Genomic DNA, 12,101 nt, shown 5'->3' with positions numbered 1-12,101 from the left:
TTTTTTCATTTCAATTATTTCTTCCCAAATAGTTTGCTGATTAAAAATAGTACGATTGCAAGTATAGCAACTACTATAAAAATTCCTACGCCCATACCGGCTTTAAAGATTCCTCCAATTACGGAACAACTTGTAAATGAAATCAATATTGCAAATAGTAAAATGAATTTTGTTGCTTTGTTTGTCATGGTAAATTGATTTTAAATTGAATTATAAAATTACCAAATGACAAAATAAATTAGTTATATAATTCTCATTTAAAGTTATAAAATAGCTTTACTTGCTAACAGAATTATTTATCCTCTTTTTAGTTATCATTTTTTGTAAATAAAGCTTAAAAGATAAATGGATATGGAGCATAAGATTACTTTTGGCGCTAAGCCAATTGAAGAATATATCAAATCATAGACGAAAACCATATTCTACGCTTATATTTAATAAATCATAAATTTGAATTTGTATATTTGCGAGACCAAACACACTACTTTACTATGACTCAAAAAGTTTTGCTCAATTCCAAAGAAGTCAATATCATTTTACACCGTTTGGCTTGTCAGCTAATTGAAAAACACCTCGATTTTAAAGATACCATCTTGGTAGGGATTCAACCGAGAGGAACTTTTCTTGCCGAGCGACTGAAAGAGCTATTGGAAAATGAATACAGTACTCCTGAAATTAAATTAGGCTATTTAGATATTACTTTCTTTAGAGATGATTTTCGTAGAACCGATAAACCTTTGGAAGCTAATAAAACCAAGATTAATTTTATTGTAGAAAATAAAAAAGTTATTTTTATTGATGACGTATTGTTTACTGGTAGAAGTATCCGTTCAGCGTTGACAGCGATTCAATCTTTTGGACGACCGTCAGAAATCGAATTACTTGTTTTGATAGACAGACGTTTTAGCCGTAATTTACCCATACAACCAGATTATAGAGGAAGGCAGGTAGATGCAATAAACAATGAAAAAGTAAAGGTAAACTGGAAAGAAAATGACGGTGAAGATATTGTTTATTTGATAACAAATTAAGCAGTAAAAATAAACGTTCAGAAATAAGCCGATAAAACAATAATAATTGCAAAAGAATGAAAGAGTTAAGCGTAAATCATTTATTAGGAATAAAATATATTAACAATAGTGATATTGACCTTATTTTTGAAACAGCCGATCATTTTAAAGAAGTCATCAATCGTCCTATTAAAAAAGTGCCTTCGTTGCGAGATATTACCATTGCCAATATTTTTTTTGAAAACAGTACCCGCACAAAACTTTCATTTGAACTAGCACAAAAAAGATTGTCAGCTGATGTTATCAGTTTTTCAGCAGCTCAATCTTCTGTTAAAAAAGGAGAAACACTTATTGATACAGTAAACAACATACTTTCGATGAAAGTAGATATGGTTGTAATGCGTCATGCGACTCCTGGTGCAGCTTATTTTTTGTCTAAAAACGTAAAGGCAAGCATTATTAATGCAGGAGATGGCGCGCACGAGCATCCTACTCAAGCTTTACTGGATAGTTACTCGATTAGAGAGAAGCTAGGAGATGTGGGCGGTAAAAAAGTAGTTATAGTGGGGGATATTTTACACTCAAGAGTGGCATTATCTAATATATATGCTTTGCAAATGCAAGGAGCTGAAGTTAAAGTATGCGGACCAAAAACTTTAATTCCAAAACATATCGAATCACTTGGAGTTACCGTTGAACCCAACCTTAGAAAAGCATTAGAATGGTGCGATGTAGCCAATATGCTACGTGTTCAAAATGAACGTATGGACGTTAATTTTTTTCCATCGACTAGAGAATACGCACAACAATATGGCTTAGATAAAACCTTGTTGGACTCACTTAGTAAAGAAATTGTTATTATGCATCCTGGCCCTATAAATAGGGGAGTAGAGATAACTTCTGAAGTTGCCGACTCATCTCAATCGATGATTCTAAATCAAGTGGAAAATGGAGTTGCAATTAGGATGGCGGTCATCTATCTTTTGGCCTCAAAAATTCAGTAATTTCAAAAATCTTCACTAACTTAGTTTTATAGTAATTTTGAAAATAAAATTCGATGAAAGTAGATCAAAAAGGACACACAGTTACAATTAAAGACACTCAAGGCGATTTTACTTCTTTTTTGATGAAAGTGACTCACCAGTATAAAACATACGAAAAACACAATATAATAATAGATCTTTCGTATCATAAAGATTTGACTGTAAATGACATCAAATTGTTTTTACCCTTATCTAAACAGCACAAAAAATCGAAAAAATCTTTTGCTATTGTAATCTCTGACTTTGATTATAATGCTATTCCTGATGCGCTTACTGTTGTTCCTTCTTTACTGGAAGCAAACGACATTATTGAAATGGAAGAGATTGAAAGGGATTTGGGTTTTTAAAAATAAAAGCACAAATCTTTATACGAGAATTTGGCGTTAAGCCTATAATCGAAACTCATAAATTTGAAACTAACAATATTAGGTTGCTATGCAGCAACTCCAAGAACATTTACCAATCCGACTTCTCAAATTTTAGAAATTAAAAACAGACTTTTTCTTATTGATTGTGGAGAGGGAACTCAAGTTCAACTTCGCAAAAATAAAATCAGGTTTTCTAAAATCAATCATATTTTCATTTCTCATTTACATGGGGATCATTTTTTTGGGCTTGTAGGTTTAGTCTCAACTTTCACCTTACTAAATAGAGCAACTGATTTGCATATTTATGGCCCCAAAGGCATAAAGGAAATCATAATGTTACAATTACGCTTGTCAAATTCCTGGACCAATTATGGTTTGCATTTCCATGAACTGGAATCAAGCGAAACCCAAGTTATTTATGAAGACGAGAAAGTTATAGTGAAAACGATACCTTTAAAGCATCGTGTATATACCAACGGTTTTTTGTTTCAGGAGAAGATAGATAAAAGGAAGCTTAATGTGGCCGCTGTTGAAAGTTTTGAAATTGATAGCTGTTATTATCAAAATATAAAAAATGGAAAAGATATAGTATTAGAAGATGGAAGGCTTATAGAAAATCATAAATTGACATTTGACCCAATACCTCCTAAGAATTATGCCTTTTGTTCAGATACGGCTTATGATGAAAGGATCATTCCGTTACTAAATGATGTGGATGTCTTATATCATGAATCCACTTTTTTACAATCTGAAGAGAATCTAGCAAAGAGAACATTACATTCAACGGCTAAAGAAGCGGCAACTATTGCTTTAAAAGCTAATGTTAAACAATTAGTTCTAGGACATTATTCTACTCGATATGAAAATATAAAATTATTTAAAGAAGAAGCTCAAACGATTTTTTCTCAAGTGCTACTAGCTGATGATGGAAAAAGTTTTGATTTTTGATGTTTTAGAATTCCATAAATTTAAAAAAGAATAAAAATGAATGATCTGAGTAACTATAGAAAATCCTATGAAAAAAGTGAGTTGTTAGAATCTAACATTCCTGATGACCCTATCAACTTATTTAATAGATGGTTCCATGAAACAGAAGAATTTGGTGGAAGCGAAGAAGTTAATGCAATGACAGTGGCTACAATTGGTTTAGATGGATTCCCAAAGTCTAGAGTTGTTTTGTTAAAAAAATTTACGGAGGAAGGATTTATTTTTTATACCAATTATAATTCAGAAAAAGGCAAGGCGATTGACGCAAACCCAAAAATATGTCTTTCTTTTTTTTGGCATTCAATGGAACGACAGGTTATTATAAAAGGAATTGCTAAAAAGACAACTGAAATCAATTCAGATAATTATTTTGACTCAAGGCCCGAAGGAAGTAAATTAGGAGCTATAGTATCCAACCAAAGTGAAGTTGTTCCTTCGCGTACATACTTAGAAGAAAGTTTAAAACAATTGGAAAAAGATTTCGATAGTATGGTTATTCCTAGACCAAAGCATTGGGGTGGTTATTTAGTAGTTCCAATGGAAGTTGAATTTTGGCAAGGAAGACCTAATCGTTTACACGATAGGATTAGGTATACAAGTCAAGAAGACTTTTCTTGGAAAATAGAGCGTTTGTCACCTTAAAGTAAGAAAAGTACTAATGTTACGATCAAAACATGTAGTTCGTCGATTATCGTAAGAGGTTTAGCGGAAATACAGCTAAATTAGAATTGAAGCTGAACACTTACCATATAACCCTAAGGAACTTTGGCTACTAGTCTGCTACGATCACGTTAAGGTCGTGAAGTAGTAGTGATAATATGTTTTTATTACTTTCAAGCTTGCTATATATTTACAAGAGAAGTAAAATTATAAGTTGTAAGTAATTTATTTTTAGGCTGAAAGAGATAGTCGATGAAATTGGCATATTAGCATACAGAAATCGCTGGTTTAAATGTATTATTATTATTATTTTAAATCATATTTTATACATACTACATGAAAATACCAACTATATGTGGTTTAGCTTTTTACTATTTTTTTGTTTTCAAGGCAGGTAATGTTTGTAATAATTTGTAAATCATAAAGATAGAGTGGTAAATTTTAAATTTATTATTAAGTAGTGTGCACATTAATCCCATAATTAGATAGTAAGATAAGATCATTAGGAACTGTAGGTTTCTGAAGGAGTTTAATTTTGCTATTAGAAAAAGCTATTAAATAAATGTACTAGCAATCATGTAATTTTTTCGGTTTAATATAGGCTGTAACTTAAAGATGCAGCTTTTTTTTTACGAAATATAGATTCTATGATAAATAAAAAAAGGGTTCTCAATTAGTTAGGCTAGATATCTTGGAAATGTAAATCCAAGATACTGTGTGAGCGAATGGTATATATAAGTGAAATAAAAACTTAAAAAAAATCTTGACATTATTATTCTAATGTAAGAAAAATATTAATATTAAAAACAAAAGATGTAGTTCGTCGATTTTATTTGGTAGTTTAACGAAATATTGGGTATGTTTGAAAAGAATTAAAACACAAACAATATTATCCTAAAGGAGTTTGCCCCACAATCTACTTTAAACTTAAACTACATAATTATGAAAATATCTTTACTTCGCAGCGTACTATTATTAGCAGTTATATTTTCAATGAATTCTTGCTCTTCTGATTCTTCTGAAGCATCTTCACCAGTAGAAGCTAAATCACAAGCTGTAGTAAGCTACACTTATAGTGCAAATGAATTGGAAGCAATGAAATTGATAAATGATTACAGAGTAAGTGTTGGATTAAATACTTTAGAAAAGATAAACCATATTTCATACAAGTCAGAAGAACATGACAACTATATGATAACTAATAATGTAGTTAACCATGACGATTTTGTAGCTCGTTCTGAAAATATAATAAAAGTTTTGGGTGCTAAAACAGTAGGAGAGAACATAGCCTATAACTACAGTACGCCACAAGGAGCTCTAAATGCTTGGTTAAATAGCCCAGGACACAAACAAAATATAGAAGGTAATTTTACTCATTTTGGAATTGCGATAAGAGAGAATCCTACAACAGGTAAAAAATATTACACTAATATCTTTGCAAAAATATAATTTATTTTTTTTAAAATTAGAGGTTGTTTTCCCCAAATTGCAGCCTCTTTTTTTATAATAAATTCAAAAAAAGCTATTTATTATTTCTAGAGAATTGATTGAACCTAGCCAACATTTCGTTGGCTTTGTCATTTTCGCCAATCGCCATTAAAGATGCTGAGTAACGATAATAATATTCAGCCTCTAAATCAGAAGTCATTGCAAATAATTCTTGGACATGCTAACTTAGCCATCACAGAAAGTTAAGAAATAATCTTAATTTTAGGGTATGAAAGAAGTCCGCAAAATTTATGACAAAGCTTTTAAAGAAAAAGCCGTTCAATTGAGTTAAGATAGAACAAATGTATCAGAACTCGCCAGAGAGTTGGGAGTCACAGCACCACAGTTGTATAAATGGCGTAAAGAGTTCGAGGAATTTGGAGAAGGAAGTTTTCCTGGGAAAGGAAATTTAAAACTAACTCCCGAGCAAGAAAAAATCTACGAACTGGAGAAAAGACTCAAAGACGCCGAGTTAGAACGTGATATATTAAAAAAAGCAATCGGCATTTTTTCCAAGAGTGGTCGATGATTTATAGTTTCATAAAAAGCAATGAACAACTATTCCCGATTGAAAAAATGTGCAAAGTTCTACAAGTGAGTAGCGGAAGTTATTACCGATGGAAAAAACAAGCAATCACAGCAAGACAACAACTAAAAATCACCATTAAAGAACAGATAACATTGAGTTATTTTGCAGCCCAACAAAGATATGGAAGTCCTAGAATAACATTGGAATTACAGTATTTAGGCTATAAAGTTTCACGAATCACAGTTGCAAAATATATGAAGGAACTTGGCTTACGAAGCAAATTAAGCAAGAAGTTCAAAGTTACAACCAACTCAAATCATAATTATTTAGTTGCCGAAAATGTATTAAACAGAGAGTTTATTGTAAAAACGCCTTCAAAAGTTTGGGTTTCGGATATTACATATATCCAAACTAAAGAGGGGTTTGTATACCTGACCACTATCATGGATTTATAGGACAGAAAAATTATTGGTTGGAGTTTGAGTAACGGAATGAGTACAGAAGAAACTACGCTTGGAGCTTGGATAATGGCGGTTAAAAACCGCGATATTGATGAAGGTTTGATTTTTCATTCTGACAGAGGTGTCCAACATGCCAGTAAAAAGTTTGTAAATGTTCTTGATTCCTATAAAAAAATAACCCGCAGTATGAGTCGTAAAGGAAATTGCTGGGATAACGCTGTAGTGGAAAGTTTCTTCAAATCTTTGAAAACGGAATTGATTTATGGGAGCAAACTGATTTCTAAAGAACAAATGAAACTGGAAATCTTTGAATATATTGAAATTTGGTACAACAGAAAAAGGAGACATTCTGCTTTGAATTATGCAACTATTGAAGAATTTGATAATCAGATTAATTACAAAAATGTAGCTTAACTTATACTGCAGGTTTTATTTGAATATCCACTTCTTTGGGGATATAACAAAAAAAAAACCTCGAAAGATTTACTTTCGAGGTTTTTGAATAATTTTTAGAATTACAAAATAGAGTAGTTCTAATGTTTAAATAACTATAAGGCTGTAATAATAAATTCACTACGTCTGTTCATTTGATGTTCATCTTCGGTACAATCCACACCATCTGAACATTTGTTTACTAATTCTGTCTCACCATATCCTTTTCCTATTAATCTATCTGGACTTACCCCATTTTTGATTAACCAATTGATGGTAGATTTTGCTCTTCTATCAGATAGGTCTTCATTGTATTTATGTGATGCACGGCTATCGGTGTGAGAGCGGATATCAAGTTTCATAGTTGGGTTTTGACTAAGTACATCTAATATTTTTTCTAAATCTAAAGCAGCTTCTTTTCTGATATTAGACTTGTCTAAGTCAAAGTAAATCATTTTAATACCGAAGCATTTTCCTAAATCATCGCCTACAGCCACTTTACATTGTTCTTTTTCCAAGGCTATATTCAAGTTAGTTTTTCCATTTTCTTTATCAATGGTGATTTTTTCTTCTTTTTTTGTATAATCTGTTTTTTCTGCTCTGACATTATAGGTTTTTCCACACTCTACAGCGAATGAGTAATCACCTTTTGAATCTGCCAGAACTTCTCCCATCGCATTGAAACGACTGTCAAACAAACTAATTTTAGCTCCTGGAAGTACTTCATTTGTACTTTGATCCGTTACTTTACCAAACAGCAGCTGTTCACAAGTTAGCTTTTTAAGTTCTAAAAATTTGTAGATGTCATCATATCCTTGACCACCGTCTCTATTAGAAGAAAAGAAACCTTTTCTTGATTTTGTGTCTATCCAATATGCGAAATCATCTTTAGGGGAATTTACGTCGCTTCCCACATTTTGAACTTTATTAAAAGTGCCATCTTCATTTATTTTTGAAACAAAAATGTCTAAACCTCCTAAACCAGGATGTCCATCAGAAGCAAAGTAAACTTCATTTTCATCATTTATAAACGGAAAAGTCTCTCTTCCTTCGGTATTGATTGTTTCTCCTAAATTGATTGGAGTTCCATAAGTACCATCTTCATTTATTTCTACTTTAAACAAATCTGATTGACCCAAAGTTCCAGGCATATCTGAAGCAAAATACAAGGTTTTGTCATCTGAACTTAAGGCCGGATGAGCTGTGCTATAATTGTCACTATCAAAAGGAAGTTCCATTATGTTAACCCATTGGTCGTTTTCTAAAGTTGCTTTATATATTTTTATTAAAGTAATGTTTTTTTCATTTTTTCCTTTTTCTGCCTCGAAATAATTATTTCGGGTGAAATACATGGTTTTACCGTCTTTAGTGAAAGTAGGAGTGGCCTCATGAAATTTAGATTTTACTGTTCTATCGAATTTATCAACAGTACCAGGATTCATTTCTCCGTCTAAATCAGCAACATATAAATCTGTGAAATGTTGATTAGTCCAAGTATGTTTTCTTTGTCCTAGACTACCAGTATCTCTGGCCGAAGCAAACACGATTTTATTTAAAGTTATTGCCGCTCCATAATCTGAATACTGAGAATTTATACCAGCATTTTCAACAGTATATCTTCCAGAATTATTTTTTATGGCATCTAAATAATTTACATTCTTAATAAAAAGGTCTCCTCTGGAATCATCATCGGAAAGTTTGGTGAATTTTTTCAGCATTTCATTTGCTTTGTCATTCTCACCAATAGCTCTCAAAGATTGGGCATAACGGTAGAAATATACTGGTTCTACATCCGAAGTCATAGCAAATAATTCGCCATACCACTTAGCCGACTGCTCAAGGTCTGCATTGAAATAATATGCGTTTCCCAATTTTTGAAACATATCTGCCGATTTGTATCCTTTTTCAGCTACTCTTTCATAGGTTTTAATGGCATTTATATAGGAATAATTCTCGTATTTTTTATCAGCCGAAGCAAGTTGGGCTTTTTGCGAATAACAGTTAAATGAAAAAACACTTACTATCGTTAGGTAAAGGGTGATATAATTTTTCATGATAATTACTTTTAGAAGAATCGGGGAGTTGTAATTTTTTTATTGTTTTTGAATAATTCATATCGAAAGAAGATTTCGTGTGATCCAGAATTATAATTTTCTAATTTTGTTGTTTCAAGATCATATCCATATCCGATATACATTGAGTCAGAAATTTGAAATCCAAGCATTGCACTCATGGCAGCACTCCATCGGTATGCTGCTCCAATTACAAATTTATTATTGAACATAAAGTTTCCCGAAATGTCAACTTGAAGAGGCGCTCCTTCTACCATTTTGGTAAGTAAAGCAGGTTTAAATTTAAAATCACTATTCAAATCAAATGCATAACCTGCAATTAAATAGTAATTTATTTTTTCCTTGAAAATCTTAACCTCATTGTCGTCATAACGATTGGTCTCTATGAAATTTGGAACCGATAAACCCACATAGGCTTTGTCAGAATGTAAATAGACACCTGCTCCAATATTTGGTGTGAATTTATTATTATAATTTTGTATACTTGGGTCACTATCTTTAGGGTTTAATTTGGAAATATCCAAATCAAATAAATTTGCCGTTGCTTTAAGACCAAAAGATAGCTTAAGCTTTTCAGATGTTGGAATCGTATATGATAAGTCAGCTGACAAGGTGTTTTCTCTTGTTGGGCCAATTTTATCATTGATAAGAGATACTCCCAAACCCAAATGACTATTGTTTAAAGGTGTATTTATAGACACCGTACTAGTTGTTGGTGCTCCATCTAGTCCAACCCACTGTGTGCGATGTAAGGCGAATATACTCATAGCTCCTCTAGAACCGGCATAAGCTGGATTGATGTTGATTGTGTTATACATGTATTGTGTAAACTGTGCATCCTGTTGCGAGTAACTAACAATTCCAGTAAACATCAAGGCGAATAATAGTATTCTTGTCTTCATTTGATTTCGTTTTTAAACCTGAGGATTTTACGCCTCAGGTATTAGATTTGAGTTAGATTTATCGTGTAAGGTATAAAAAACCATCTTTCTTATTAGTTTGAATATTTCCTGTTCCGTCAACAGATAAATAGTTCAAAATATAAAAGTAAGTTCCAGTTGGTAATCCTGAAGATTGGCTTACAGTAGTTCTACCTTGTGAATATCCCTTAAATGAATTAGTTTCGTTATTGTAATTTTTAGTTTCAAAAACTAATACCCCCCAACGGTTATATATCTCAACAGTATTTTCTGGGTAACAGACAGTATCTTCAATATTGTCGATAACAAACATTTCATTTATTCCATCACCGTTAGGAGAGAAAGCATTGTGTACTTCAACAACACCACAACCTAATACAATTCCACAATCGAAATCTGTTATGTTCATTTTTATGATATATGTTAGAGGACAACCATCCACTGTCACTTGGTATTGAAAATCATACTGACGTATAGATAAATTATATGGAGTTAATATATTTTTGTTTAAAGCATTACTTCCGTCATCAATCCAATTTCCTGTTAAAGGAGTACCTACTGGTAAGTATGAATTTAAATCAATAATTAATGTTCTGTCCGTATTACATATTGACTCCGTTTCTATTGGTTCAATTTTCACTGGTTGTGAAATAACGACTTGTGCAACAGCAGTACAAGTACCGATCTGGCTACTATTGCTTGCGGAAGCGGTAAGAGTATAAGTTCCAGCAACTAAGTTAGAATTAGATACAATCTCGTTAGCAGCATTTGTAATTACGACTGTAGAGCCAATACTATTGGTAATAGTAATTGAACCGTTCGCTTCTCCGTAACAAGCAACATTTGTTGCGATTCCGCTAACAGTTACCATAATTGGTTGTCCAACAGTAACCGAATTAGATTTTGAAGTACATTGATCACTTACAGTAAGAGTATAGATTCCAGCAGGCACGTTATTCACAGTTGCTGATGTACCTATAATAGCGTTTTCACTATTTTTCCAAGAATAAGTTACAGTGCCGACAGCATTTGTAACGGTTCCAGCAGTTATAGAACCCGTATTTGTTCCATTACACGCGGCATCTATTTTAGTAGAAGCGGTCAAAACTAAAGTAGGATTTATAGTTAAAGTTACAGCTGTACGTGTCAAGCTAGAACAGTTACCGTTATCAGCTTGAGCATAATAAGTTATAGTTCCTACACTACTAAGAGTTGGACTCTCCACTATATTACCCCCTGTAGCCTCAGTATACCAAGTAATAGTTCCACCTATAGCAGTTGCAGTTAGAGTTTGAATAGTTGTAGACTGACACTCTGTTTGATCACCACCAGAAGTAGGGGCAACCGGCGCAGGATTAATAGTTAATACCACGGCTGTACGTGTCAAGCTAGAACAAGTTTCATTCGAAGCTTGCGCATAATAAGTTTTAGTTCCTACACCTATTTGAGAAGGAGTTGTTACTACCTCACCATCAACAGCAGCGTCATACCAAGTAATAGTTCCACCAGTTGCAGTTGCAGTAAGTGTTTGTCTAGTAGTTCCATCAGTACACACGGTTTGATTGCCACTGGAAGTAGGTGCGTCAGGGGCAGCATTGATAGTTAAAGTTACAGCAGTACGTGTCAAGCTAGAACAAATTCCATTATAAGCTTCCGCATAATAAGTTTTAGTTCCCACACCAACTTGAGTAGGACTTGTAACTTCCGTACCATCAACAGCAGCGTCGTACCAAGTAATCGTTCCACCAGTTGCAGTTGCAGTAAGTGTTTGCGTAATAGTTCCATCAGTACACACTGTTTGATTACCACCAGAAGTAGGTCCATCAGGTGCAGTATTTATTGTTAATACTACAGCAGTACGAGTTAAGCTAGAACAAGTTCCATTAGAAGCTTGAGCATAATAGGTGCTAGTTCCTACACCCATTTGAGTAGGAGTTTGCACTACATTTCCAGCAGTTGCAGCGTCATACCAAGTAATAGTTCCACCAGTTGCAGTTGCGGTAAGTGTTTGTGTATTAGTTCCATCAGTACACACCGTTTGATCACCACCAGAAGTAGGAGCAACCGGAGCAGCGTTAATAGTTAAAGTTACAGCTGTACGTGTCAAGCTAGAACAGTTCCCGTTGTCACC

General features: G+C 33.2%; 13 protein-coding genes. 9 read left to right on the top strand and 4 right to left on the bottom strand.

Going from position 1 to position 12,101, the window contains the following annotated elements; translation table 11 throughout:
- Positions 1-14 precede the first annotated feature (14 nt).
- Positions 15-188 carry a hypothetical protein gene (locus BLV91_RS17060; RefSeq protein WP_175514024.1) on the bottom strand — a complete coding sequence of 58 codons (174 nt, stop codon included), beginning with the start codon at positions 186-188 and terminating at the stop codon, positions 15-17.
- Positions 189-491: 303 nt separating this feature from the next.
- Here BLV91_RS17060 and pyrR point away from each other — a divergent pair, with 303 nt between their 5' ends.
- The 9 genes from pyrR (at position 492) to BLV91_RS17330 (ending at position 6,960) form a co-directional block, all read left to right on the top strand.
- Positions 492-1,031: a bifunctional pyr operon transcriptional regulator/uracil phosphoribosyltransferase PyrR gene (gene pyrR, locus BLV91_RS15380; protein ID WP_091434880.1), complete on the top strand. Its 540-nt coding sequence runs from the start codon at positions 492-494 to the stop codon at positions 1,029-1,031.
- Positions 1,032-1,087: 56 nt separating this feature from the next.
- Positions 1,088-2,014 (top strand): aspartate carbamoyltransferase catalytic subunit, encoded by a 927-nt coding sequence (locus BLV91_RS15375; RefSeq protein WP_091434877.1) that lies wholly within the window; start codon positions 1,088-1,090, stop codon positions 2,012-2,014.
- A gap of 53 nt (positions 2,015-2,067) precedes the next feature.
- Positions 2,068-2,400 (top strand): ribonuclease Z, encoded by a 333-nt coding sequence (locus BLV91_RS15370; protein WP_091434875.1) that lies wholly within the window; start codon positions 2,068-2,070, stop codon positions 2,398-2,400.
- 63 nt (positions 2,401-2,463) lie between these two features.
- On the top strand, positions 2,464-3,369 hold the full coding sequence (locus tag BLV91_RS15365; RefSeq protein WP_091434873.1) for a ribonuclease Z: 906 nt from the start codon (positions 2,464-2,466) through the stop codon (positions 3,367-3,369).
- A gap of 36 nt (positions 3,370-3,405) precedes the next feature.
- On the top strand, positions 3,406-4,050 hold the full coding sequence (gene pdxH, locus BLV91_RS15360) for a pyridoxamine 5'-phosphate oxidase (RefSeq protein WP_091434871.1): 645 nt from the start codon (positions 3,406-3,408) through the stop codon (positions 4,048-4,050).
- A 960-nt stretch (positions 4,051-5,010) separates the two neighbouring features.
- Positions 5,011-5,517, top strand: coding sequence for a CAP domain-containing protein (locus BLV91_RS15355; RefSeq protein ID WP_091434869.1), 507 nt, complete (start codon positions 5,011-5,013; stop codon positions 5,515-5,517).
- Positions 5,518-5,881: 364 nt separating this feature from the next.
- Entirely contained in the window at positions 5,882-6,085 is a 204-nt protein-coding gene (locus BLV91_RS17340; protein WP_394331843.1) for a transposase, read from the top strand.
- 47 nt (positions 6,086-6,132) lie between these two features.
- Positions 6,133-6,540, top strand: coding sequence for an IS3 family transposase (locus tag BLV91_RS17335; protein WP_394331842.1), 408 nt, complete (start codon positions 6,133-6,135; stop codon positions 6,538-6,540).
- Positions 6,541-6,576: 36 nt separating this feature from the next.
- On the top strand, positions 6,577-6,960 hold the full coding sequence (locus tag BLV91_RS17330) for an IS3 family transposase (RefSeq protein WP_394331841.1): 384 nt from the start codon (positions 6,577-6,579) through the stop codon (positions 6,958-6,960).
- 134 nt (positions 6,961-7,094) lie between these two features.
- Here BLV91_RS17330 and BLV91_RS15345 read toward each other — a convergent pair whose 3' ends face one another.
- The 3 genes from BLV91_RS15345 to BLV91_RS15335 all read right to left on the bottom strand — a co-directional run.
- Positions 7,095-9,032 carry an OmpA family protein gene (locus BLV91_RS15345; RefSeq protein WP_091434867.1) on the bottom strand — a complete coding sequence of 646 codons (1,938 nt, stop codon included), beginning with the start codon at positions 9,030-9,032 and terminating at the stop codon, positions 7,095-7,097.
- Between the two features lie 11 nt (positions 9,033-9,043).
- A complete protein-coding gene (locus BLV91_RS15340) occupies positions 9,044-9,952 on the bottom strand; it encodes a PorP/SprF family type IX secretion system membrane protein (protein ID WP_091434865.1) in 909 nt (302 codons plus the stop codon).
- 58 nt (positions 9,953-10,010) lie between these two features.
- Positions 10,011-12,101, bottom strand: a 2,091-nt coding sequence (locus tag BLV91_RS15335) for a T9SS type B sorting domain-containing protein (RefSeq protein ID WP_139262356.1), incomplete at its 5' end; no start/stop codon positions are given.

The organism is Flavobacterium degerlachei, assembly GCF_900106645.1.
GTDB lineage: Bacteria > Bacteroidota > Bacteroidia > Flavobacteriales > Flavobacteriaceae > Flavobacterium > Flavobacterium degerlachei.
The sequence above is the reverse complement of the archived record's forward strand: the minus strand, read 5'-3'. Positions and strand labels throughout refer to the sequence as shown.